We start from the raw sequence: 23,227 nt of genomic DNA, 5'->3' as shown, positions 1-23,227 counted from the left end.
GGCGGCCGGACCCCGGTTCGATACGCTGGAGTACGCCCGCAATGTCCGGTCCCGCCGGGACACGGCACGCGACGCCCTACGTACCGAACGGAGCATCCGAGGATGGCTCGACACCTGGTCACCAGCGCGCTTCCCTACATCAACGGGATCAAGCACCTGGGCAACATGGTCGGGTCGATGCTCCCGGCCGATGTCTACGCCAGGTACCTCCGGCTGCGTGGTCACGACGTCCTCTACATCTGCGCGACCGACGAGCACGGCACACCGGCGGAGCTGGCCGCCCAGGAGGCGGGACTGCCCGTCGCCGAGTTCTGCGCGCGGCAGCACAGCGCCCAGAAGGAGGTCTACGACGGCTTCGGCCTCGCCTTCGACCACTTCGGCCGCAGCTCGTCCCAGCAGAACGCGGAGATCACCCAGCACTTCGCGCGCAGGCTCCAGGAGCAGGGCTTCATCGAGCAGCGCACGGTCCGCCAGGTCTACTCGGTGGCCGACGGGCGCTTCCTGCCCGACCGCTACATCATCGGCACCTGCCCGTACTGCGGTTACGACAAGGCGCGCGGCGACCAGTGCGAGAACTGCACCCGGGTCCTCGACCCGACGGATCTGATCGACGCGCGCTCGGCGATCAGCGGCAGCACCGAGCTGGAGGTCCGCGAGACGAAGCACCTCTTCCTCCTCCAGTCCAAGCTCCAGTCCGAGGTCGCCGCCTGGCTGGCGGGCAACGGCAGCACCGAGCGGTGGCCGGTCCTCGCCTCCTCCATCGCACGCAAGTGGCTGACGGAGGGCCTGGACGACCGTGCGATCACCCGGGACCTGGACTGGGGTGTGCCGGTCCCCGGCGACACCTGGCCGGAGCTGGCGGCCGAGGGCAAGGTGTTCTACGTATGGTTCGACGCGCCGATCGAGTACATCGCCTCGACCAAGGAGTGGGCGGACAGCGCCGGTTCGGAGGACCGGGACTGGAAGTCCTGGTGGTACGAGGCCGACGACGTCACCTACACGCAGTTCATGGCCAAGGACAACGTCCCTTTCCACACCGTGATGTTCCCGGCCACCGAACTGGGCACGCGTGAGCCGTGGAAGAAGGTCGACTTCGTCAAGGCCTTCAACTGGCTGACGTACTACGGCGGGAAGTTCTCCACCTCGCAGCGGCGCGGCGTCTTCGCCGACGCGGCGCTCGACGTGCTGCCCGCCGACTACTGGCGCTACTTCCTGATGGCCAACGCCCCTGAGTCCGACGACACGTCGTTCACCTGGGAGCTGTTCGCCTCCTCGGTGAACAAGGACCTGGCGGACACCCTCGGCAACTTCGTCAACCGCGTCCTGTCCTTCTCCCGCAAGCGGTTCGGCGACGAGATCCCGGCCGGCGGCGCGCCCGGCGAGCCGGAACGCGAGCTGGGTGAGGAGATCGGGCGGCTGCTCGCCGCGTACGAGGCGCAGATGGAGGCGCTCCAGTTCCGCAGGGCCGCGCAGGCGCTGCGCGCGCTGTGGAGCGCGGGCAACGCGTATCTGGAGACCAAGGCCCCCTGGCTGGAGATCAGGACGGACCCGGAGGCGGCGGCGCTGACGCTGCGTACGGCGATGAACCTGATCCTGCTGTACGCGGTCGTGTCCGACCCGTTCATCCCGACGGCGGCGCGGGCGATGCGGGCGGCGTTCGCGCCGGCCGGTGACGCGGCGGTGTGGGTCGGCGCCGAGGAGGCGAGGTCGCTGGACGCTCTCGCCGCGGGGATGCCCTTCACGGTGCCGCCGGTGCTGTTCACGAAGATCACGGAAGAGGATCTGGAGGCGTACCGCGAACGCTTCGGCGGCCGTGAAGCGGACGCCGGCGCGGACCCCGGTACGGCCCCGGGCGCCGATGCGGAATCCGGCCCCGGCGCCTCGTAACAGCCGGCCTTCCCCGGCGCCGATAGCCTGATCGGATGTCCGATCACAAGACCTACCGGCGCCGGTCCTCCCGTGTCCTGCTCATCGACGCGACCGACCGGGTCCTGCTGCTGAAGTACCTCAACGATCCTGACGGCCCGGCAAGCACCCACATCTGGTTCACTCCCGGCGGCGGCGTGGAGAAGGGCGAGAGCCTCGCGCAGGCGGCGGCACGGGAGTTGGGCGAGGAAGTCGGTCTTGCGGTGGCGCCCGGCGACCTCGGGCCGCAGATCGGGGTCGCCTCCGGGTACGCCGATCTCGGCTGGGCCAAGGGGCTCTTCCAGGACAACTTCTTCCACCACCGCGTCGACGCGCACGAGATCGACCTCAGCGGCCTGCAGAAGCACGAACTGCGCCACCACGGAGGGCACCGCTGGTGGACCCCGGCCGAGATCGAGGCGAGCACCGAGACCATCTACCCGTACGGCCTGGCCGCCCTCACCGCCGAGTTGGTGGCGGGCCGGGTCCCCGCGACACCCGTACAACTCCCCTGGCACCACTGACCGTCCGGGCCCGGCGGGGGGGGCGGCCTCCAGCGGCACGGCCCGGACGGTGCCCGCGCAAAGGTGCGCCGGGGACCTTGACATCACCCCGTGCATCAATCAAGTTCGACTGCGACATGAGACAACGTTGTCAGCGGTCGGTGCTTTCCGCGCCGTTCAGGAGGCAGTTCCATGAGTGAGCAAAGCGATCCGCTGAGCAGGCGCGGATTCCTCATCGCCGGCGGCGGAGCGGCAGCGGCGCTCGTCGCGCTCGGTACGGGCGGCAGCGCCGTCGCCGCGACCCGGGACGCCGGCGTGCTCACCGGCCCGGCGGCCGGCACGGTGGCGCAGGCCGCGAGCACCGTACGGCGCGCCACGGCCGTCGACTTCATGAATCCGCTGACCGGGGCGCTGACCACCTCGCCCGACACCGCGTGCGGCAAGACGTTCCCCGGCGCCGTGATCCCGTTCGGGCTCGTGCAGCTCAGCCCCGACACCGTCAGCGGCGGCGACAACGGCAGTGGTTACTCCGCCGACATGACGACGATCGAGGGCTTCAGCTTCCTCCACCTCGGCGGCATCGGCTGTTACGGCGACCTGGGCAACCTCCAGGTGATGCCGGAGACCGGCGCCCTGGTCACGGACAGGGACTCCGCCAAGAGCCCGTTCGACAAGAGCAGCGAGGTCGCCGAGGCCGGCTACTACAGCGTCGAGCTGGACCGCTACAAGGTGAAGGCCGAACTCACCGCCGCCGAGCGCGCGGGCATGCTGCGCTTCACGTTCCACGAGGCGGGCACCGGCCGGCTCAAGGTGGACCTCGCCCGCCGTATCGGCTTCGACGGCTCGCACACGGTGACGCAGAAGCTGAAGCTCGTGGACAGCACCACCGTCGAGGGCTCGATGAGCGCCGACCGCTCGGGCGGCGGCTGGATCTGCGGCAACGGCCCCACGTACACCGTCTACTTCTCGATGAAGTTCCAGCAGCCGATCAAGACCCTGGGCACCTGGGACGGCGACAAGGTCTCCACGACCCTGACCGAGCAGAACAGCGCGAGCGACAGCGCCGGTTTCTTCGTGGAGTTCCCCGTACAGGCGGGGCAGCAGGTGCTGACGAAGGCGGGCATCTCCTTCACGAGCGTGGAGGGCGCCCGCGGCAACCTCGCCGACTCCATCAGCGGCTGGGACTTCGGCGCCGTCGAGACGAAGGCGCGGGGCGCCTGGTCGGCCGTGGCCGCGAAGGTCGAGGCGACCGGCGGCACGGACAAGCAGCGCGAGATCTTCTACTCGGCGCTCTACCACACGATGATCGACCCGCGGATCTCCAGCGACGCCGACGGCGCCTCGCGCTTCGGCAACGGTCCGATCCGGCACGACGGCTTCACCCAGCGCACGGTCTTCAGCGGCTGGGACGTCTTCCGCGCGCAGTTCCCGCTGCTGTCGATCGTCGACGAGCAGGTCATCTCCGACCAGATCAACACCCTTGTGGCGCTGACGGATTCGGGCGCGGTCAAGGGTCTCGCCCGGTGGGAGCTGCTCGGCACCGACACGGACACCATGGTCGGCGACCCGGCCGTCAACGTCATCTCCGAGGCCTACCTCAAGGGCATCAGGGGCTTCGACGTGGAGAAGGCCTACGGCTACTGCCGCGACGTGGCGATGGGCCCCGCCGAGCGCTCCAACCGTAACGACTTCCAGAACTGGACGAAGCTCGGCTACTGCGTCGACACCAGCCTGTCCAAGACGCTGGAGAACAGCTACTCGGACTTCGCCCTCGCCCGCTTCGCCGAGGCCGCCGGCCACGGCGCTGACTCCACGGCGCTGGACAAGACATCGCAGAACTACCGCAACATCTTCAACAAGGACGTCGGCTGGTTCCGCGGCCGCAACGCCGACGGAAGCTGGATGGGCGACCAGGACGGCTGCGTCGAGTCCAACCCGGAGCAGCAGGGCTGGTTCGTGCCGCACGACGTCGAAGGGCTGGTCGAACTCCTCGGCGGCCGGGACAACTTCAACACCCGGCTGAACGACATCTTCGAACAGACCCCGCCCGCCGACATGATGAAGTGGAACGAGAAGTACAACCACTCCAACGAGCCGGTCCACCAGATGGCCTTCATGTTCGTCCACACCGGCGCTCCCTGGCTGACGCAGAAGTGGTCGCGGTACATCTGCGAGAACGCGTACAGCACCGGCCCCGCCGGGCTCGCGGGCAACGACGACTGCGGCCAGATGTCCGCGTGGTACGTGATGGCCGCCTCCGGCTTCTACCCGGTGTCCCCGGCGAGCACGGTGTACGCGCTGGGCAGCCCGCTGTTCCCCGAGGTCACGTACTCCACCAGCAGGGGTACGCGCTTCACGGTGGAGGCGCTCGGCAACTCCGACACGAACATCTACGTGCAGTCGGCGAAGCTCAACGGCAAGACGCTGCGGCGCGCCTGGATCACGCACCAGGAGATCATCGCCGGCGGGAAGCTGACGCTGGTGATGGGCCCGAACCCGAACAAGAGCTGGGGCAGCGACCCCGCCGACGCGCCGCCGGCCTCGGTCCCGCCGGTCGCTCCGGCCCGTTCACGGCAGGGGCACGGCGGACACGGCGGGCACGGTCACCACGGCTGAGCGACAACAATTCAGATTGAATGGACGCCGTACAAGCATTTTGTCCGATTGATCCTTTATTTTCCCTGAGTGACTAGATTCGTACGTTCACTCACCACCGCTGCCACCACCGCGGCCACCGTCGCCGTGCTGGGGATCACCCTCACCGGCTGCGGTGGCGTGGCGGCCTCGCTCTCCGCCCCGCCCTCCCCCGGCCTGGCCCGCCAGGCCACGGTGAAGGGAGCGCCCACCATGGCCCCGGGGCCCGGCGGGCTCACACCGGTCTTCAAGCACGGCGCCCCGGCGGCCGGCAGGAGCGTGGCGCTCACCTTCGACGCCGATATGACGGCCGATCAGGGGGCCAGGGCCGCCGGAGGCGAACGCTTCGACAACCCGACGCTGATCGCGCTGCTCCGCAGGCTCGAAGTGCCCGCGACGGTCTTCATGACGGGGCGGTGGGCCGAGGAGTATCCGGCCCAGGCCAGGTCGATCGGCGACGACCCGCTCTTCGAGGTCGCCAACCACTCGTACAGCCACTACTCCTTCACGCCCGACTGCTACGGGCTGCCGAAGATCAGCGCGAAGCGGATGACGACGGACGTGGAGCGGGCGTTCGCGGCCTTCCGCGCGGTCGGGGTCAACCATGTGGTGCCGTACTTCCGCTTCCCCGGCGGCTGCTACGACGACACGACGCTCAGGGCGCTCGTACCGGCCAAGGTGACGGCGGTCCAGTGGGACGTCGTCAGCGGCGACGCCTTCGCGACGGACCCGGACGCGGTCTCCGAGCAGGTGCTGAGCGAGGTGAAACCGGGCTCGCTGGTCCTGCTGCACTGCACGCGCAGCTCGGCGCCGGTGACGGAGGACGCGGTCCGGAAGATCGTGCCGGAGCTGCGCAGGCGCGGTTACCGGCTGGTCAAGGTCTCGGATCTGATGACGCGCTGAGGCACGGGCGGACCGGGGCGCGGCCGAGCGGAGCCCGGGCGCCCGCTCCCCCTCAGGTCACGCCGTCAGCCCGAGCAGGCGTTCCGCTGTGCTTCCTGCCATTCGCAGACAGGGCAGAGCGTCGCCCCCTTCACGGTCTCCGGGTACTCGGTCGGCCGCCGGCACAGGACGCACTCCGCGTACGCGACCTCGCCGGCGGGCCGGTCGGCCTGGCCGGCGGGCTTCTTCGCCGCGGTCTCTTTCACCGCTGTGGTCTCTTCTGCCATACCCCCAAGGGTACGCAGCCGGGCACTCAACCCCGAAGCGCGCCGAGAACGGTCGCCACCGCGGCGGCGGCGACCGCCACCAGGGCGGCGGCGGCCAGCGGCAGCACCGGCAGCGGGACTGCGCCCGTGATCGAGCCCTTCACCAGGCCGGAGACCGCGTACTTCGCCGGGGAACCGGTGGCCACCAGCGCCAGCAGCGCCACCAGCGCGGTGGCGCCCATCGACAGGCCACGGCCGCGCACCAGCGGCCGGTTGCACAGCGCGCCCGCGGCCGCGCCCAGCAGCAGACAGACAGCGGCGGCGAGCAGCCCCGCAGCCCCCGCGGCCGGTAGGGAGACCTCGACCGTGTGGTCCACGTTCATCGGCTCGCTGATCAGCGTCACGACCACCGTGGCGACAGTCCCGAGCACACCCGCGCAGACCGCCGCCGCCAGCAGTGCCGCGATGTGCACGCGGTGCGTGCCGGAGGCGGCGGCGGTGACGTCGCGCGCCGCTTCGGGCTCCTGGGTGACAGCGATCCGGACCAGCCAGGCGGTCACCGGCAGCAGCGCGGCTGCCTGGTAGCCCAGCGAGTCCAGGATCGGCTGCCCGGACCGCACCCCGACCCCGAGGAAGATCCCGAACAGCACGACAGGGGGCAGCCAGCGCTGCGAGCGCAGCAGCAGGGCGATCTGGTAGCGCAGCAGTGCGGTCATGGGGAGAGCGGCCTCGTGTTCACGGTGTCCGTGCCGGACGTGTTGGTGGTCGTGGTGATGGACGTGTCGGGGTTGGTGGTTGTCGTGGTCGCGGCGCTCGTGTCCGTGCTGTCGGCGAGCGAGGCAGGCCCGGCTGGCCCGGCAGGCCCGGCAGGCACATGGGCGGGGTGCACCTCGCGTATGTGCCACGGCGGGCGCGCCGAGAGCAGGGCCCGCAGCAGTGCGTCGGAGTGCACGGCGGGCGCGGTGAGCAGTGCCGAACCGTCCTGACGCGGCTCGTACACGGGCGCCCCTGGCAGCCCGCCGGGCAGCGCGGCGCCCGGCGGCCCGACGACCACGATCCGTACGCGGGGCATCCGCGCGCCGTCGCCCTCCCCGGACGCGGCGGTCTCCGCCGTGCGCCGCACCAGGGCGCGGTCCACCACGGCGTACACCTCGTCGGCGACCCCGGCGAGGCGCGCCGGGTCGTGGTCGACGAAGACGACCGTGCCCCCTGCGGCGACCCGCTCGGCGACCGCGCGGTCGAGTTCCGCGCGTGCCCCGGTGTCGAGCCCGGTCCAGGCCTCGTCGAGGACCAGCAGTTCGGGCTCGGCGAGCAGCGCCTGCGCGACGGCGACCTTCTGGCTGGTGCCCTTGGACAGCTCGGACATGGCGGTACGGGCGTGCCCGGCCGCCCCGAACCGCTCCAACCACTCGGCCGCGCGCGCCTCGGCGACCGCCCGGCCGAGCCCGTGGATCCGCCCGAGGTGCACCAGATAGCCGGTCGCGCTGAAGGGCAGCGAGACCGGGAAGCGCTCGGGAACGTACGCCGTCCTGGGCCGCCCCGTGACGCGCCCTGTCGTTGGCCTGTCGATGCCGGCGACCAGCCGCAGCAGGGTCGACTTGCCGCTGCCGTTGCTGCCCTGGACACGGACGACGCCCCGCGCGGGCAGATCGAGATCCACCCCGCGCAACACCCATGCCCCCGTGAGGCCGTAGCGCCGTCCCACTCCCCGGAGGTTCAGGAAACTCATCGCTGGATTCTTCGCGATTCTTCGCGCGCGCTCAGTGAGCCGTCGCCTTCGGCGGGGTCACTTCGCTGGGCCTGATGATCACAAATCCCTCGCCCTGGAGCATCAACTGCACGGCCTCGCCGGAGCCGCCCCTGAGCATCGAGCCGACGGACTGCGAGCGGTGCAGGGAGGTGCCGAGGTGGGCGCTCCAGCCGACGACGGCGTCCGTGTCGACATAGACAGGCGCCTGCGCCGACACCGGGATCACGATGGGGTTGCCGTCACAGATGACGGCGAGCTTGCCGTACCCGGTGAAGAGGCTGTTGAAGAGACCGCCACCGGTCATGCCGGCGCCCTTCACCGTCTTTATCTCGTAGGACAGGGTCGGGTCGAAGCACAGGACGTTGCGGCCGTTGATGGTGAGCGCGTCGTTCGGCTCGATGTCGATGATGAAACAGTTCTCCGCCTCGTGCGCGAACCACGCCTCCCCCTGGCCGCGTACGGCCATCAGCGGCAGCCCCTCGCCCGTGACGGCCCGCTTGAGCATGCCGCCGATGCCCTGGCCCTTGCGCTCGAACTGCAGATTCCCGCGGAAAGCGATCATCGCCCCCTGTCGGGCATACATCTCACCGTTGACGGCGTACTTCACGGATTTGGCGTTCTGCAGGGTCATCCCGGGGGCGGTCGCCTGCTGCGCCATGTTCTCGGTGGCAAAGAGATCGCTTTTCATGCCGTGCATCGTCCACCGGACGGGGTCATTCCGCCAACACGGGCCGGTAGGAGGGCTGGCAGACTGGTGAGGTGAGCACCGACAGCCCTTTCAAGTCCGAGGTTTCCGACCGTGACGCGGCACCGCAGTTCGTCCTGCCGCTGGTGGTCAGGATCGAGAAAACCGCGCCTCCGGCCCGTACCGACGCCATGGAGACGGCGGCGCGCGCCGTGCTCGCCATGCTCTCCGACGAACGCTCGCTGGGCGAGGGCGAGTGGGCCGAGGCCGTACGGGACTGGCAGGACGCCCGGATCCGCAAGGTCGTACGCCGGGCGCGCGGCGCGGAGTGGCGCCACGCCTCCGCGCTCCCCGGCCTGACGGTCACCGGTACGTTCCCGGCCACGGAGACCGCTTCGACGGCGGAGGTACGGGTGTTCCCGCCGATCCCGCTGGACGGCTGGCCCAAGGAACTGGCCAAGCTCCAGGTCTCCGGCACCGACCTGGACGAGCCCGGCCCCCTGCCGTCCGCCGACGGGTCGGGCGCGGTGCTGTGGCTCAACCCGGGCCTTGAGATGTCGGCGGGCAAGGCCTGCGCGCAGGCCGGCCACGGCGCCCAACTGGCCTGGTGGGAACTGTCGGAGACCGAGCGCAAGGCGTGGCGTGAGTCGGGCTTCGCGCTGTCCGTACGCACCCCGGACGCCGCACGTTGGCGCGAACTCGCCGCAAGCGGCCTCCCCTTGGTCCTCGACGCGGGCTTCACGGAGATCGCCCCGGGCTCACCCACGGTGGTCGCGGACCATCCGGCACTGCGGCGGTAGGGCCTCGCGCCGTATGCCGGAGACCTCCCCCCTGCTGGGCGCGCGGTGGCCGCTTGTCGGGTCGTACGAGACCGACTGGCTGTACGAGGTGGCCGGCGACGGAGTCACCGGGTTCATGCCGCCCCCGATGCCCGACGCCGTCCGGGTACTCAACGCCATGTACGAACACGAGCAGGGGCTGAGCGGCGTCTCGTACGACGATCGCCACCGGGCCCTGGTGGCGGACGGGACCGTCGCGGACGGGACACGTGAGCCCCGCCTCGTAGGAGCCATGGACCTGAACACCGTGGGGACCGTCACCGGGGGCGGTCGCGGCCGTGCCGAACACCCCGGGGGCGGCTGGCGGCGGCTGTGCTGGGCCGAGTTGGCGGCGCGAACGGGCGACCCGACCGTGCCCGACGGCCAACTGCCCTGTCTGCACTGCTTCCCGTCGGCGAAGAGGAACGGAAGCTGGCCACACTACGACCCTGTGGGGCACCAAGATCGCGGGACCCACGTCACTGATCGAAGCCCTTCCGCACGACGCGGACATCGAAGCGATCCGCCTGCCGGAAACGGCCTGACACCCCTCGACACCCCTCAGGACCCCGATATCCCCCGCAACGCAGACAGGGAACCTCAAATCAACCTCTGAACGTCTCCTCTCGCGGGTTCACCGTCCCTCTCCTGGGTCATCACCTCTTCGACCGCTGAGGACGCGCCACACGGTCAACCCTCAGGATCGACAGGGGAAGCCATGAATCACCACACACTGCGGCCAAGGCTGGGCACAGGGATCGGCTGGCGTCCGGAGATCGCCGACGCCGTCGAGGGACTCGTCGGCGTCGACTGGGTCGAGGCCGTCGCCGAGAACCTGTGCCCGGCGCATCTGCCCGATTCACTGGTACGGCTCCGTGAGCGCGGGGTCACCGTCGTCCCGCACGGTGTCTCGCTCGGTCTCGGCGACGCCACCCGCCCCGACGCGCGGCGGCTGGCGGATCTCGCCGCCTGTGCCGAGGCGCTCGGTTCGCCCCTGGTCACCGAGCACATCGCGTTCGTACGGGCGGGGGGCGCGGCCGGTTCCGGGCCCGCGCTGGAGGCCGGACATCTGCTGCCGGTCCCACGGACCTGGGACGCGCTGCGTGTGCTGTGCGAGAACGTACGGATCGTGCAGGACTCGCTGCCCGTACCGCTCGCCGTGGAGAACATCGCCGCGCTGGTCTGCTGGCCCGACGAGGAGCTGAGCGAGGGGCAGTTCCTGGCCGAGCTGGTCGAGCGCACCGGCGTGCGGCTGCTCATCGACGTGGCCAACCTGCACACCAACCACGTCAACCGTGGCGAGGACCCGGCGAAGGCGCTGGACGAACTGCCCGTGGAGGCCATCGCCTACGTCCACGTGGCCGGCGGCATCGAGCGTGACGGCGTCTGGCACGACACCCACGCCCATCCGGTCACCCGCCCCGTGCTCGACGTACTGGCGGAGCTGCGCTCGCGGGTGGCCCCGCCGGGTGTACTGCTGGAGCGGGACGAGAACTTCCCCGCGCCGTCGGAACTGGCCGCCGAACTCACCATGATCCGGGAGACCCTCGGGGGCCCCGGGCCCCAGGAGGGGCACCCGGAACCGCGGCGTCCCCGGAACCACGCCTCCGCCGATACCGCCGCCGCCCCCTCCGCCCACACCGGCGCCGGCAGCGGCACCGACGGCGCCCGCGAGCGCCTCGCGCGCCAACAGACCGCCCTCCTCTCCTCCCTCGTCGCCGGCGCGCCCGTCCCCGAAGGGTTCGACTCCGAGCGCCTCGGCGTCCAGAGCCGCGCCCTCGCCGCCAAGCGCGCCGATGTGGTCGCCAAGGTCGCTCCCGAGCTGCCGGAGATCCTCGGCGACGGCTACCGCGCCGCCTTCCTGGCGTACGCCGGGCAGCGGCCCATGCGGGCCGGATACCGCCGTGACGCGCTCGACTTCGCCGAGAGCCTGCTGGTCGAGGGGCGGCCCGAAGAAGGCGCGGCCCGGCGGCGGCTGACGCTCTGGTGGGAGGAGCGTGCCGGGTCCCGCCCGCCGCGCCGGGCCACGCGGCTGGTACGGGCCGCCCGTCTCGCGCTCGTGGGGAGGTGACCGGCCATGGTGGTCATTCTCGTCCTCATCGGTCTCGCGGTCGCCGCGTCCTCGGTGACCCTGCTCGTCGGGATGGTCCGGCTCGGTCGCCGGAGTGACGGAGGGTCCGGTCCTGCCGCCCTCACGGATGTGATGGAGGCCGCCTTCCTCGGCGGCGGACCCGGCAGGGTCGCCGACGCGGCGCTCGCCGAGATGCGGGCGGACGGCCGGCTGACGATCGGCGGCCCCGGCATCGTCCTCGTCCAGCAGGCCGTCTCCCGGCACCCGGTGGAGGCTTCGGTGCTACGGGAGCACGCGGCGGCGCCCACCGGCGCCCTGCGCGCGCTGCGGCTCGCCGTGATGCGGAGCCTCCCGGTGCAGGCGATCGGCGACACGCTGGCCGCCCGTGGGCTGCTGCTGCGGCCGGAGCAGACCCGCCCCTGGCGCAAGTGGGCGCTGTTCCACGCGCTGGGCTGTCTCGTCGCGCTGCCCGTCTCGTTCGGCCTGACGCTGGCGGCGAACTTCTCCGGGTCCGATCCCGCCGCCGGGGCCTGGGTCGGTCTCATGGTGATGCCGGTGGCGGTCGTGGGTCTCGTCATCGGGCTGGTCTGTTCGGCCTCCCTGGTCAAGAAGCGGGTCACCGGAGCCGGGCAGCGGGCGCTGCGACAGTTCCGGGAGGCGCGGTCCGCCGTGTCGACCGCCCATCTGGTGGCGGCCCACGGCCCCCGGGCGCTGCCCGACCCCGTGCTGCGGCGGCAGTTGCAGATGGCCGGGCAGCCGGTGCGGGCGAACCGTCGCTACGCCGCCCGTACGGTGTCGGCCGGCACGGCGGCGTCCACCGCGGCGACCTCGGGTCCGGCGGTGTGGTGCGCGAGCTCGGACCCCGGATCGGGTTCCGGGTGCGGCGCCGGTGCAAGCAGTGGCTGCGGCGGAGGCAGTAGCTGCGGCGGCTCGTCGGGGAGTAGCTGCGGCGGGTCGAGCGGCAGTAGCTGCGGCGGTTCCAGCGGCAGTAGCTGCGGGGGTTCCAGCGGCAGCAGTTGCGGTGGGGGCGGCAGCAGTTGCGGCGGCGGCAACTGAGTCCGCCGCCCGGGCACCGCGTACCCGCATACGCGTCCGCGCGCTGCACACCCCCGGCTGTTCCGCACGCCGGGAGGCCCTCCTGAGTGGCCTCCCGGCGCATCGGAGTCATTGAGTCCGACACCGCCCGCCAGTCCTGTACAAGCCACCACCCCCGGCCGAGGCTCCCTTCCGCGCGGTAGATCCGCTTCCGCACGCACGAAGGGAACGCGATGAGAGCAGCAGCGAAATACGGGGCTCTGACGACCCTCGGCTCCCTGGTCCTGTCGGCCCTCGTCGCCACCCCCGCGGACGGCGCGGCGCCCTCCCTCGCCGCGCGCGAGCGTCAAGGTGTCGGCCTCGCCGCCTCGCGGGCCGCATCCGCCAAGATCACCTTCAAGGCCTGCCCCAAGGTGGAGATGCTGCCCGCCTCCGTCACCTGCGGCACCGTCAAGGTCCCGCTGGACTACGCCGACCCGGGCGGCCGCACGATCAGCCTGACCGTCAGCCATGTCCTCGCGAGCGGCAAGGCCGAACAGCGCCAGGGCGCCCTGGTGTTCAACCCCGGCGGGCCCGGTGCCTCCGGCATGTACTTCCCCATGGCCGCCAAGTCGCCCGAGTGGAAGAAGATCGCCGTCGCGTACGACCTGGTCGGCTACGCCCCACGCGGAGTGGGCCGTTCAGCCCCGCTCTCCTGCGAGAACCCGGCGGAGTACGTCAAGGCGCCCACCCGCTCGCCGAGGCACCCCTCCCCCGCGTACAAGGGCGAGCGGATCGCCGAGGCCAAGGCGTACGCGCAGGGCTGCGCCGAGAACGCCGGGCCCGCGCTGCGCCACTACACCTCGCTCAACAACGCCCGCGACCTCGATGTGCTGCGCGCGGCGCTCGGCGAGAAGAAGCTGACCTTCGTGGGGTCCTCGTACGGCACCTACTTCGGCGCGCTGTACGCGTCGCTCTTCCCTGCGCATGTGCGCCGCATGGTCTTCGACTCGGCCGTGAACCCGGACCCGGAGCAGATCTGGTACCGCAGCAACCTCGACCAGTCGGCCGCCTTCGAGCGGCGCTGGGCCGACTTCCGTACGTGGGTGGCCAAGCACGACAAGACGTATCACCTCGGTGCCACCGCCGAGGCGGTGGACGAGAGTTACGAGAAGGTACGCGCCGCCATCACGCGCGAGCCCGCCGGCGGCAAGGTCGGCCCCGGGCAGCTCCAGGCGGCGATGCTCGGTGCCGGTTACTACGACGACTACTGGGCGATGCGCGCCTCGGCCCTCTCCGCCTTCCTCAAGGGCGACCCCAAGCCGCTGATCGCGCAGGCCGCGCCCCGCTCAGAGGGGGCCGGCGAGGCCGAGAACGGCAACGCCGTCTACACCGCTGTCGAGTGCAACGACGCGCCGTGGCCGACGGACTGGCGGGTGTGGGACCGCGACAACACGGAACTGGCCGAGCAGGCGCCGTTCGAGACGTGGGACAACGTCTGGATGAATCTGCCGTGCGCCTTCTGGCCGGCGCCCCAGCAGCAGCCGGCCGACCCGGGCACCTACCCCGGTGAGTTGCCCCCGACGCTGATCCTGGCGGCCGAGCGGGACGCCGCCACGCCGTACGAAGGGGCCCTGGAGTTGCAGCGCAGGCTCGCGGGATCGGTCCTGATCACCGAGCGGGACGCGGGCACGCACGGGATCGCGGGCGGCAGCAACGCCTGCGTCAACACGTACCTCGACGACTATCTGCTGACCGGCAGGACGCCGGTGCGGCGCGCTGAGTGCGCGCCGCACGCGGAGCCGAACCCGGTGTCGCTGGACGAGCGGTCCGCCGGCCCTCGACTGCCCCCGATCGTCTGATCGGACGTCGGAGCCGACCGGACCGGTCGCCTGATCTTCCGGGCGGGGTGGCGGGGTCCTGAACGGCCCCCGCCACCAGGTCTTACGCGAGTGAGGCCACCAGATCGGCGACCGACTTGCGGCGGCCCGTGTAGAACGGGACCTCTTCGCGGACGTACATCCGGGTCTCCGAGCCGCGCAGATGACGCATCAGGTCGAGGATGCGGTACAGCTCGTCGGCCTCGAACGCCAGGATCCACTCGTAGTCGCCGAGCGAGAACGACGCCACGGTGTTGGCGCGTACGTCCGGGTAGCCGCGCGCCATCTTGCCGTGCTCGGCGAGCATCCTGCGGCGGTCCTCGTCCGGCAGCAGGTACCAGTCGTACGAGCGCACGAAGGGGTAGACGCTGACGTAGTCACGCGGCGTCTCGTCGGCCAGGAAGGCCGGTACGTGCGACTTGTTGAACTCGGCGGGGCGGTGCAGCGCCATGTTCGACCAGACCGGCTCCAGTGCCCGCCCGAGCCGCGTACGGCGGAAGCGGTTGTACGCGTCCTGAAGCTCGTCCGAGGTCTCGGCGTGCCACCAGATCATGACGTCGGCGTCGGCGCGCAGCCCCGACACGTCGTACGTGCCGCGCACGGTGATGTCCTTCTCGGCGAGCTGGTCGAACAGCTCCTGGACCTCGTCGGCGTACCCGCCGCGGTCCTCGGGCAGCACGTCGCGCAGCTTGAAGACGGACCACAGGGTGTAACGGATGACCTCGTTGAGGTCCTTCGCCTTCTTGCCCGCGTTCGGGGCCTTCTCTGGGGCATTCTCTGGAGGAGCAGTCATAACGGCTATTCTCCCGCGCCCCGCCGGGTGCCCGGCGCCAGGGTCGGCGTGGCGAGAATCTCGTCCACGGCCCGCCGGGCGCTCGCGACGCACGCCGGGATGCCGACCCCGTCGTACGCGGCGCCGCAGACCCGCAGGCCGGGCAGCGCGGCGACAGCCGTACGGACACGGGCGACGCGCGCCTGGTGGCCGACCGGGTACTGCGGCAGACCGCCGGTCCAGCGGGTCACCTCGGAGGCGACGGGCTTCGCCGTGATGCCGATCGCCTCGGCGAGGTCCTCCAGCGAGACGTCGACGAGGTCGGCGTCCTCGCGGCTCAGGTGCTCCTCCTCGCCGTACCGTCCGATGGAGGTGCGCAGGACGAACAGGTCGGGGGCGGAGTCCGCGACCCAGCCCCACTTGCGGGTCGAGAAGGTGGACGCCTTGATGGTGCGGCCGTCGACGGGCGGCACGAGGAAGCCGCTGCTCCCCGCCATCGCGCTGGTCGCCTCCGGCGGCATCGCTTCGAGGTCGGTACGCCGGAAGGCCATCGTCACCAGCGCCATCGACGCGTACTCGACAGCGGCCAGTTCGGCGGAGGCGGCCGGCGAGAGGTCGGCGAGCAGCGACGACGCGGACCAGGCGGGCGTCGCGAGGACGATCGCGTCGGCGTCGATGGTCCGCTTGTCGGTACGGACGCGCCAGCCGTCCCCGGTGCGGCCGATGCCGAGGACGGGCGTCTCCAGGAGAATCTCGCCGCCCGCCGCGCGTACGGCGTCGCCGACGGCGCCCGGCAGCCTGCCGAGGCCGCCCTCGATGCCGGCGAAGACGGGGCCGCCGGTCTGCTGGAGCCGTCCCGCCGCCCGCTGCGCCGCGATCTGCCGCTTCTGCTGGGCGGCGGCCTTGGTCTGGATGTCCCTGACCCCCGCCAGCAGCGAGTCATGGGTCCTGACGGCCTCGAAGAGCTGCGGTACGGCGGCCCTCATGGAGATGGTGTACGCGTCGCCCGCGTAGACCCCGCCGAGCAGCGGCTCCACCAGCCGGTCGACGACCTCACGCCCGAGCCGCTCGGCCACGTACGCGCCGACGGCGACATCGTCGCCGACCTCGGTGCGCGGGAGTTCCGGCTCGCGTGCGATACGCGCCAGGCCCTCGGCCGAGATCACCCCGGCGAGCGCCGAGGCGTCGCCGGGGACGCCCATCACATGCCCCTTGGGCATCGGCCGGAGTTCGCCGCGCGTCCAGAGCGAGGCCGAGGTGGCGGTGGGCGCCTGGAGCAGCTCGCCGAGGCCGACGGCCTTCGCCAGGTCGACGCCCTCGGGGCGGCGCGCGAGCATCGACTCGGCGCCGAGGTCGACGCGCGCGCCCTCGATCTCGCCGCTGCGGAGCTTGCCGCCGAGCCGGGCGGTCGCCTCGACGAGCGTCACGGCGACCCCTTCGGCGAGCAGCCGGTGCGCGGCGGCGAGACCGGCGATGCCGCCCCCGACGACCACGACATGTGCCGGACGGGTGTCCGCGTGTCCGGTGTCCGTGTGCTCGGTGCCGGTGTGCTCTGTGTGCGCGTGCCGCGTGCTCGACCTCATGCCCCTACTCTCTCAAACCGGTCATCCCCGCCTCCGGCCCCGTCCCACTCACCGGACCGCTCCCCGCGCCGCTCGCCGTGCCGTCCCGTACCGAGTCCCTACCGTGACCGCTTCGGAACCCGGTGAGGGCAACCCGCCCCCGTGCCCCGTACGTCGAACCGGCATCACCAACAACCGCCCAGGGGGGCCGACATGCGAGCGATGCCAGCATTCGCGGCAGCACTACTGACCGTTTCACTCGCTCTCGCCGGATGCGGTGCGGGCAGCGGCGACAAGAGCTCGGCGAGCGCCAGGCAGGACAGCGCGGCGGGGCCCGCCAAGGGCGCTCAGGACAGCAGCGGGGTGGGGTCCGGTGACGCGAGTTCGGCCGGCAAGGGGCAGGCGGCGCAGAAGCCGGGGCAGCCGCAGGCCGGGCTCCATGTGATCCGTACGGCCACGCTCACCGTGCGCGTCAAGGACACGCAGAAGGCGCTCACGACGGCCCGTGAGGCGACGGAGCGGGTGGGCGGGTTCGTCGAGAACGAGTCGACCCAGCGGCTCTCCGACAGCCAGGTGACCTCGCACATCGTGCTGCGTGTCCCGCAGGACGACTACGACGCCGTACTGGCGGAACTGGCGGGCACCGGCACGCTGCTGGAGCGCAAGGCCGACGCCGAGGACGTCACCAGCCAGGTGGTCGACACGGACAGCAGGGTCGCCTCGCAGCGGGCCAGCGTGAACCGCGTACGGGCGCTGATGGACAAGGCGGACAGCCTGAGCGACGTGGTCTCGCTGGAGAGCGAGTTGAGCACCCGTCAGGCGGCGCTGGACTCGCTGCTCGCCGAGCAGGCGTCGCTGAAGAACCGCACCACGCTGGCGACCATCACCCTCCAGCTCTCCGAGCCCGCAGCGAAGAAGCAGGCGGCGGACACCGACGACGACCCGGGGGTCGTGGACGCGCTCAAGGGCGGCTGGAACGCGTTCACGGCCACCCTGCGGTGGATCGCGGTGGTGCTGGGCGCGATGGCACCCTTCCTGGTCGCTCTCGCGGTGCTGTACGTGCTGTGGCGGGTGGGACGGCGGATCCTGTACGCGCGGAGGCCGGCGGCCCTCACGGGGCCGGGCACGGGCGCGGCGCCCGCACCCGTGTCCGTAGCCGCACCTGCACCCGCACCCGTACGCGAGCCGCAGGCGCCGGGCGCCGCGCGGGACGAGGCTCCCGACCAGGAGTGACCCGCCCGCTCCGCGTAGCGTTCCGTCCCGGGAAACGGAACGCACGGAGCGAACGGAACACAACATGGCAGCGGAGCGCTTGGTGGTCGTCGGAGGCGACGCGGCGGGAATGTCCGCCGCGTCGCAGGCCCGCAGGTTGAAGGGCCCGGACGAGCTGGAGATCGTCGCGTTCGAGCGCGGCGACTTCACGTCGTACTCCGCGTGCGGCATCCCGTACTGGGTCGGCGGTGACGTCGGTGGTCCCGACGAGCTGATCGCCCGTTCGCCCGAGGAGCACCGGGAGCGCGCGATCGACCTGCGGATGCGCACGGAGGTCACCGAGATCGACCCCGGGGGGCGGCGGGTTCGCGCCCGCGACCTCGACTCCGGCGAGGAGAGCTGGACAGGCTTCGACAAGCTGGTCGTCGCCACCGGGGCGCGCCCGATCCGGCCCCCGCTGCCCGGCATCGACGCGCCGGGCGTGCACGGCGTACAGACCCTCGGCGACGGTCGGGCGCTGCTCGACACGCTCAGTCGTACGGAGGGCAACCGCGCCGTGGTCATCGGCGCCGGCTACATCGGGGTGGAGATGGCCGAGGCGCTGCTCAAGCGCGGTTACGAGGTGACCGTCGTCCACCGCGACGCGCAGCCGATGGCGACGCTCGACCCGGACATGGGCGCGCTGGTGCACAAAGCCATGACCGGGATGGGCATCACCACGGTCGGCGGCTCCGCGGTGACCGGGATCCTCACCGGCGAGGACGGCCGGGCGCGCGCCGTGGCGACGCGGGACGCGGAGTACCCGGCGGATGTCGTGGTGCTCGGCATCGGCGTGGAGCCGCGTACGGAACTGGCCGGGGCCGCCGGGCTCCCCCTCGGTCCCGCCGGGGGTCTGCTCACCGATCTGGCCATGCGGGTGCGCGGCCACGACGACATCTGGGCCGGCGGTGACTGCGTGGAGGTCCTCGACCTGGTGTCGGGCAGGACGCGGCACATCGCGCTGGGTACCCACGCGAACAAGCACGGCCAGATCATCGGCGCGAACATCGGCGGCGGGTACGCCACCTTCCCCGGCGTGGTCGGCACAGCCGTCAGCAAGGTCTGCGAGCTGGAGATCGCCCGCACCGGCCTGCGCGAGAAGGACGCCCACGCGGTCGGCCTGCAGTTCGTTACGGCGACCATCGAGTCCACCGACCGGGCCGGTTACTACCCGGGCGCCGAGCCGATGACGGTGAAGATGCTCGCCGAGCGGCGTACGGGAAAGCTGCTCGGCGTGCAGATCGTCGGCAAGGCGGGATCGGCGAAGCGCGTGGACATCGCGGCCGTCGCGCTCACCGCGGGCATGACGGTGGAGGGGATGACGGCCCTGGACCTCGGTTACGCGCCGCCGTTCTCCCCGGTCTGGGACCCGGTGCTGGTGGCGGCGCGCAAGGCGACGTCCGCGGTACGGGCGGGCGGCCTCTGAGGTCTCAGCGGGCGCTCCGGGTGTGGACGAAGTCCACGAGGCGGGTCAGGCTGTCGGGGTCGGTGCTCGGCATCACGCCGTGGCCGAGGTTGAAGATGTGGCCCGGCAGGCCCGCCGCCGCTTCGAGCACCTCGGTCGCCTTGGCCTCCACGACCTTCGCCGGCGCGAAGAGCACGGTCGGGTCCAGGTTGCCCTGAAGCGTCTTGTCGGCGCCGATCCGCCGCGCGGCCTCGTCGAGCGGTACGCGCCAGTCGACGCCGACGACGTCCGCGCCCGCCTCGCTCATCGGGCCGAGCAGCTCGCCCGTACCGACACCGAAGTGGATGCGCGGGACGTCGTAGGGGGCGACCGCGTCGAAGACCTTCGCCGAGGCGGGCATCACGTACCGCCGATAGTCGTCGGGGGCGAGCGCGCCGGCCCACGAGTCGAAGACCTGGACGGCGCTCGCGCCCGCCCTCGATCTGGACCTTGAGGAAGGCGCCGGCGATCTCGGCGAGCCGGTCCACCAGGTCGGCCCACAGCTCGGGGTCGCCGTACATCATGGCCTTGGTGCGCTCGTACGTACGCGAGGGCCCGCCCTCGACGAGGTAACTGGCCAGGGTGAACGGCGCGCCGGCGAAACCGATCAGCGGGGTCTCGCCCAGCTCGGCGGTCAGCATGCCGATCGACTCGGTGACGTACGGGACGTCGTCCGGCGTCAGGAGGCGCAGCCGGTCGAGGTCGGCGCGGGTACGGATCGGGTCGGCGAAGACCGGGCCCACGCCGGGCTTGATGTCGAGGTCGAGCCCGATGGCCTTGAGCGGAACCACGATGTCACTGAAGTAGACGGCGGCGTCGACCTTGTGGCGCCGCACGGGCTGGAGCGTGATCTCGGTGATCATGTCGGGCCGCACGAGCGCCTCAAGCATCGGCACGCCCTCGCGCAGCTTCAGGTACTCGGGCAGCGAGCGCCCCGCCTGCCGCATGAACCAGATCGGGGTGTGCGGCACGGGCTCACGCCGGCATGCCTTCATGAAAGCCGAGTCGTGCGTGGCACGTGTCTTCGTCTGCTGGCCCGAGGGGCGGTGATTGGCGCTCACACCCAGAATCTTCGCATGTGCGGGTAAGCGGTTGTCCCGGCGCGGGTGTCCCTCCCTGCACCGGGGCGTGGTTCCGCCTACTCTTCCCCGCATGGCTGCGGCTCAGGGACAGTTTTCCGATCATTCCAACGGCGCCGACACGACGGACAGCGCGGAGGGCGGGTCTGTGCCGTCCGCGTTCCAACTGGCGGTCGAGGGACTGCGAACGGCGCGCCCGCGTCCCGAGATCGAGATCGAGTCGACCCGGCCTCCACAGCGGCTCGCGCCGTACGCGTACGCGCTGGAGGCCGCCGTCGTCGAGGGCGAGGACGACCTGGCCGACGGCCGGCTCGTCCTCCTGCACGACCCCGAGGGGCACGACTCCTGGCAGGGCACCTTCCGTCTGGTGACGCTCGTACGGGCGGAGCTGGAGCCGGAGATGGCCGCGGACCCGCTGCTGCCCGAGGTGTGCTGGTCCTGGCTGACGGGGGCGCTCGAAGCGCGCGGGCTCGCGTACGGGGAGCCCAGCGGCACGGTCACCCGTGCGGGATCGCACTACTTCGGCGGGCTCTCCGAGCGTCTTCCCGCGACCCAGATCGAGATCCGGGCGTCCTGGACGCCGCGCGAGGACAGGGGGGGCGTACCGGACACGGCGGCGCACCTCGCGGCCTGGTGCGATCTGCTCTGTCAGATCGCGGGGCTGCCACCGGCCACCACCGGCCCCGTACAGGGCTCCGGGGACGCCGGGGCCGGTGTGGTGTCCCTGCCGCAGCGCAGAGGCCCACAGGTCTCCTGACGGCCCCTCACACCCCGACAGGGCGCGCCTCAGGCGCGCCCTGTCGTGCGCTCCCGCGTGCGTTCGCCGGGGGACCAGCCGTGGGAAAGTCGATCACTCATCCGAATTGCCCGAATTGTTACTCACCAAATCGTGATCATTCTCTAAAGGCCGAGGGGTTTGGTGCCGAAGAGGTCAATGACCCTTCAAGCACGGTTCGCCCCGGCTTCATCCCCCAGCGCCGGCGCCTACCGCACCTTCCCCCAGGAGGCCTGGTGTCCGTTCTCCTCGAGCAGCCCGCAAGCCTGGTCGCCTACCGCCCGAACAAGCCGACGGCCATGGTCGTCGTGGCCGACCCACGCGTCCGCTCCACCGTCACCCGCCACCTGTGGGCCCTTGGAGTGCGTGACGTCATTGAGGCTTCGTCCATCGCGGAGGCGCGTCCCCGCGTCGGCAACCCACGCGACATCTGCGTTGCCGACGTCCACCTGCCCGACGGTTCCGGGCTGACCCTGCTGTCCGAAACCCGGGCGGCGGGCTGGCCCAACGGCCTCGCGCTCTCCGCCGCCGACGACATCGGCGCTGTGCGCAACGCGCTCGCCGGCGGCGTCAAGGGCTACGTCGTGACCGGCACGCGCAACAACATCGGCCACCCCACCCGCCCCGGCGCCGCCCCCATCGGCGCCGGACAGCGGATGCACCGCCGTCCACCGGGTGCCCCGAGCCATCCCGGTGGCTACCGTGAGCTCTCCGGCCGTGAGGTCGAGGTGCTCAGACTGGTCGCAGAAGGCCAGTCCAACAAGGCCATCGGTGTCTCGATGGGCCTGTCGGCTCTGACCGTGAAGAGCCACCTCGCCCGAATCGCGCGCAAGCTCGGTACGGGTGACCGGGCCGGGATGGTCGCCGTGGCCCTCCGGACCGGCATCATCCACTGACCTTTATCCAGCCCACCGCCCGCCGACGGGACGTTCCGTCGGCGGGCGGCTTCCGTTCACAGATACCCTTGACAGGTGACCGACGCCCAAGAGACCGCAGCAGACCCAGCACTGCGAACCACCGGGGGCGCTCCCCCGGACGACGTCGATTCGGCGCCGATCCCTTTGTTGGAGCCCCGCGAGGGCATTCCGCCGGTGGTCGCCACCGATGAGGCGCTCGCCGAAGTGATCGCGGCCTTCGCCGCGGGCACGGGACCGCTGGCGGTCGACGCCGAGCGCGCCTCCGGCTACAGGTACGGCCAGCGGGCCTACCTTGTTCAGCTCCGCCGCCAAGGCGCGGGCACCGCGCTGATCGACCCCGTCGGCTGCCCCGACCTCTCCGCCCTCGGCGACGTCCTGGTCGACACGGAGTGGATTCTGCACGCGGCGACCCAGGACCTGCCGTGCCTGCGGGAAATAGGCATGATCCCCACCCGCCTGTTCGACACCGAACTGGCGGGCCGCCTCGCCGGCTACCCCCGGGTCGGTCTCGGAGCCATGGTCGAGAACGTCCTCGGCTTCGCCCTGGAGAAGGGCCACTCGGCGGTCGACTGGTCGACACGCCCGCTCCCCGAGCCCTGGCTGCGCTACGCCGCGCTCGACGTCGAGCTGCTCGTGGACCTGCGCGACGCGCTGGAGAAGGAGCTGGACCGCCAGGGCAAGCTGGAGTGGGCCATGGAGGAGTTCGACGCCATCGCCTCGGCGCCGCCGGCCCCGCCGCGCAAGGACCCGTGGCGCCGTACGTCGGGGATGCACAAGGTGCGCCGCCGTCGCCAGATGGCGGTCGTACGCGAGCTGTGGACCACCCGCGACAAGGTCGCGCAGCGCCGCGACGTCTCCCCCGGCAAGGTGCTCGGAGACGCCGCGATCATCGAGGCGTCGCTCGCCCTGCCGGTGAACGTGCACGCGCTCACCGCGCTGCCGGGCTTCGGGCACCGGATGGGGCGCCGCCAGCTCGAACAGTGGCAGGCGGCGGTGGACCGGGCCAGGGCGCTGCCGGA

At 71.6% G+C, this 23,227-nt stretch carries 20 protein-coding genes and 1 pseudogene; 14 read left to right on the top strand and 7 right to left on the bottom strand.

All coding sequences use genetic code 11. The annotated features are described in order from the left end of the window. Nucleotides 1–102 precede the first annotated feature (102 nt). The 4 genes from metG (at nt 103) to QR77_RS33105 (ending at nt 5,945) form a co-directional block, all read left to right on the top strand. Nucleotides 103–1,887 (top strand): methionine--tRNA ligase, encoded by a 1,785-nt coding sequence (gene metG, locus QR77_RS33120; RefSeq protein ID WP_052489235.1) that lies wholly within the window; start codon nt 103–105, stop codon nt 1,885–1,887. Between the two features lie 35 nt (nt 1,888–1,922). Next, nucleotides 1,923–2,429 carry an NUDIX domain-containing protein gene (locus QR77_RS33115; protein ID WP_040025728.1) on the top strand — a complete coding sequence of 169 codons (507 nt, stop codon included), beginning with the start codon at nt 1,923–1,925 and terminating at the stop codon, nt 2,427–2,429. A 171-nt stretch (nt 2,430–2,600) separates the two neighbouring features. Further along, the gene (locus QR77_RS33110; protein ID WP_052489234.1) at nt 2,601–5,024 is read left to right on the top strand and encodes a GH92 family glycosyl hydrolase; all 2,424 of its coding nucleotides are present in this window, start codon (nt 2,601–2,603) and stop codon (nt 5,022–5,024) included. Nucleotides 5,025–5,150: 126 nt separating this feature from the next. Continuing rightward, the gene (locus QR77_RS33105) at nt 5,151–5,945 is read left to right on the top strand and encodes a polysaccharide deacetylase family protein (protein ID WP_040029057.1); all 795 of its coding nucleotides are present in this window, start codon (nt 5,151–5,153) and stop codon (nt 5,943–5,945) included. 65 nt (nt 5,946–6,010) lie between these two features. On the opposite strand, the gene QR77_RS33100 is transcribed toward QR77_RS33105, so the two are convergent. Genes QR77_RS33100 through QR77_RS33085 form a run of 4 tightly spaced genes read right to left on the bottom strand, consistent with a single transcriptional unit; the run spans nt 6,011 to nt 8,628 of the window. Beyond that, on the bottom strand, nt 6,011–6,211 hold the full coding sequence (locus tag QR77_RS33100; protein WP_040025727.1) for a hypothetical protein: 201 nt from the start codon (nt 6,209–6,211) through the stop codon (nt 6,011–6,013). A gap of 26 nt (nt 6,212–6,237) precedes the next feature. Continuing rightward, nucleotides 6,238–6,906, bottom strand: a complete 669-nt coding sequence (locus QR77_RS33095; RefSeq protein ID WP_040025726.1) for a hypothetical protein — start codon at nt 6,904–6,906, stop codon at nt 6,238–6,240. Then, nucleotides 6,903–7,919 carry an ATP-binding cassette domain-containing protein gene (locus QR77_RS33090; RefSeq protein ID WP_107069019.1) on the bottom strand — a complete coding sequence of 339 codons (1,017 nt, stop codon included), beginning with the start codon at nt 7,917–7,919 and terminating at the stop codon, nt 6,903–6,905. Before QR77_RS33090 ends, QR77_RS33095 begins: the two co-directional genes overlap by 4 nt. A gap of 31 nt (nt 7,920–7,950) precedes the next feature. After that, nucleotides 7,951–8,628 (bottom strand): AIM24 family protein, encoded by a 678-nt coding sequence (locus QR77_RS33085; RefSeq protein ID WP_040029055.1) that lies wholly within the window; start codon nt 8,626–8,628, stop codon nt 7,951–7,953. Nucleotides 8,629–8,699: 71 nt separating this feature from the next. Here QR77_RS33085 and QR77_RS33080 point away from each other — a divergent pair, with 71 nt between their 5' ends. The 5 genes from QR77_RS33080 (at nt 8,700) to QR77_RS33060 (ending at nt 14,390) form a co-directional block, all read left to right on the top strand. After that, nucleotides 8,700–9,425 carry an aminoacyl-tRNA hydrolase gene (locus QR77_RS33080; RefSeq protein ID WP_040025725.1) on the top strand — a complete coding sequence of 242 codons (726 nt, stop codon included), beginning with the start codon at nt 8,700–8,702 and terminating at the stop codon, nt 9,423–9,425. A 13-nt stretch (nt 9,426–9,438) separates the two neighbouring features. Continuing rightward, a complete protein-coding gene (locus QR77_RS33075; protein ID WP_052489233.1) occupies nt 9,439–10,059 on the top strand; it encodes a hypothetical protein in 621 nt (206 codons plus the stop codon). 102 nt (nt 10,060–10,161) lie between these two features. Next, the gene (locus QR77_RS33070; RefSeq protein WP_040025724.1) at nt 10,162–11,514 is read left to right on the top strand and encodes a DUF692 domain-containing protein; all 1,353 of its coding nucleotides are present in this window, start codon (nt 10,162–10,164) and stop codon (nt 11,512–11,514) included. Nucleotides 11,515–11,520: 6 nt separating this feature from the next. Beyond that, a complete protein-coding gene (locus QR77_RS33065) occupies nt 11,521–12,570 on the top strand; it encodes a TIGR04222 domain-containing membrane protein (RefSeq protein ID WP_040025723.1) in 1,050 nt (349 codons plus the stop codon). Between the two features lie 212 nt (nt 12,571–12,782). Then, nucleotides 12,783–14,390: an alpha/beta hydrolase gene (locus QR77_RS33060; RefSeq protein ID WP_040025722.1), complete on the top strand. Its 1,608-nt coding sequence runs from the start codon at nt 12,783–12,785 to the stop codon at nt 14,388–14,390. A gap of 82 nt (nt 14,391–14,472) precedes the next feature. Here QR77_RS33060 and hemQ read toward each other — a convergent pair whose 3' ends face one another. After that, nucleotides 14,473–15,201: a hydrogen peroxide-dependent heme synthase gene (gene hemQ, locus QR77_RS33055; RefSeq protein ID WP_040025721.1), complete on the bottom strand. Its 729-nt coding sequence runs from the start codon at nt 15,199–15,201 to the stop codon at nt 14,473–14,475. A gap of 5 nt (nt 15,202–15,206) precedes the next feature. Continuing rightward, nucleotides 15,207–16,763 (bottom strand): protoporphyrinogen oxidase, encoded by a 1,557-nt coding sequence (gene hemG, locus QR77_RS33050; protein WP_078877443.1) that lies wholly within the window; start codon nt 16,761–16,763, stop codon nt 15,207–15,209. A 201-nt stretch (nt 16,764–16,964) separates the two neighbouring features. On the opposite strand from hemG, the gene QR77_RS33045 reads away from it, so the two are divergent. Next, nucleotides 16,965–17,975 carry a DUF4349 domain-containing protein gene (locus QR77_RS33045; protein WP_236710912.1) on the top strand — a complete coding sequence of 337 codons (1,011 nt, stop codon included), beginning with the start codon at nt 16,965–16,967 and terminating at the stop codon, nt 17,973–17,975. A gap of 64 nt (nt 17,976–18,039) precedes the next feature. Continuing rightward, nucleotides 18,040–19,419, top strand: a complete 1,380-nt coding sequence (locus QR77_RS33040) for an FAD-dependent oxidoreductase (RefSeq protein ID WP_040025720.1) — start codon at nt 18,040–18,042, stop codon at nt 19,417–19,419. Nucleotides 19,420–19,423: 4 nt separating this feature from the next. On the opposite strand, the pseudogene hemE reads toward QR77_RS33040, so the two are convergent. After that, a pseudogene (gene hemE, locus QR77_RS33035) lies at nt 19,424–20,498 on the bottom strand (uroporphyrinogen decarboxylase). Nucleotides 20,499–20,589: 91 nt separating this feature from the next. Between hemE and QR77_RS33030 the strand changes: the two are divergent. The 3 genes from QR77_RS33030 to QR77_RS33020 form a co-directional block, all read left to right on the top strand. Beyond that, entirely contained in the window at nt 20,590–21,273 is a 684-nt protein-coding gene (locus QR77_RS33030) for a DUF3000 domain-containing protein (RefSeq protein WP_040025719.1), read from the top strand. Nucleotides 21,274–21,527: 254 nt separating this feature from the next. Beyond that, nucleotides 21,528–22,187: a response regulator transcription factor gene (locus QR77_RS33025; protein ID WP_040025718.1), complete on the top strand. Its 660-nt coding sequence runs from the start codon at nt 21,528–21,530 to the stop codon at nt 22,185–22,187. Between the two features lie 75 nt (nt 22,188–22,262). Next, a partial coding sequence (locus tag QR77_RS33020; RefSeq protein WP_040025717.1) for an HRDC domain-containing protein occupies nt 22,263–23,227 on the top strand: 965 nt, incomplete at its 3' end.

Source organism: Streptomyces sp. 150FB (assembly GCF_000818195.1).
In the GTDB taxonomy this organism is placed as follows: domain Bacteria; phylum Actinomycetota; class Actinomycetes; order Streptomycetales; family Streptomycetaceae; genus Streptomyces.
This window is presented reverse-complemented; position numbering and strand designations above follow the sequence as displayed.

Coding starts and splice junctions, on each gene's coding strand:
- metG (WP_052489235.1), top strand. CDS start 103: ATGGCTCGACACCTGGTCACCAGCGCGCTTCCCTACATCAACGGGATC.
- QR77_RS33115 (WP_040025728.1), top strand. CDS start 1,923: ATGTCCGATCACAAGACCTACCGGCGCCGGTCCTCCCGTGTCCTGCTC.
- QR77_RS33110 (WP_052489234.1), top strand. CDS start 2,601: ATGAGTGAGCAAAGCGATCCGCTGAGCAGGCGCGGATTCCTCATCGCC.
- QR77_RS33100 (WP_040025727.1), bottom strand. CDS start 6,211: ATGGCAGAAGAGACCACAGCGGTGAAAGAGACCGCGGCGAAGAAGCCC.
- QR77_RS33095 (WP_040025726.1), bottom strand. CDS start 6,906: ATGACCGCACTGCTGCGCTACCAGATCGCCCTGCTGCTGCGCTCGCAG.
- QR77_RS33090 (WP_107069019.1), bottom strand. CDS start 7,919: ATGAGTTTCCTGAACCTCCGGGGAGTGGGACGGCGCTACGGCCTCACG.
- QR77_RS33085 (WP_040029055.1), bottom strand. CDS start 8,628: ATGAAAAGCGATCTCTTTGCCACCGAGAACATGGCGCAGCAGGCGACC.
- QR77_RS33075 (WP_052489233.1), top strand. CDS start 9,439: ATGCCGGAGACCTCCCCCCTGCTGGGCGCGCGGTGGCCGCTTGTCGGG.
- QR77_RS33070 (WP_040025724.1), top strand. CDS start 10,162: ATGAATCACCACACACTGCGGCCAAGGCTGGGCACAGGGATCGGCTGG.
- QR77_RS33065 (WP_040025723.1), top strand. CDS start 11,521: ATGGTGGTCATTCTCGTCCTCATCGGTCTCGCGGTCGCCGCGTCCTCG.
- QR77_RS33060 (WP_040025722.1), top strand. CDS start 12,783: ATGAGAGCAGCAGCGAAATACGGGGCTCTGACGACCCTCGGCTCCCTG.
- hemQ (WP_040025721.1), bottom strand. CDS start 15,201: ATGACTGCTCCTCCAGAGAATGCCCCAGAGAAGGCCCCGAACGCGGGC.
- hemG (WP_078877443.1), bottom strand. CDS start 16,763: ATGAGGTCGAGCACGCGGCACGCGCACACAGAGCACACCGGCACCGAG.
- QR77_RS33045 (WP_236710912.1), top strand. CDS start 16,965: ATGCCAGCATTCGCGGCAGCACTACTGACCGTTTCACTCGCTCTCGCC.
- QR77_RS33040 (WP_040025720.1), top strand. CDS start 18,040: ATGGCAGCGGAGCGCTTGGTGGTCGTCGGAGGCGACGCGGCGGGAATG.
- QR77_RS33030 (WP_040025719.1), top strand. CDS start 20,590: ATGGCTGCGGCTCAGGGACAGTTTTCCGATCATTCCAACGGCGCCGAC.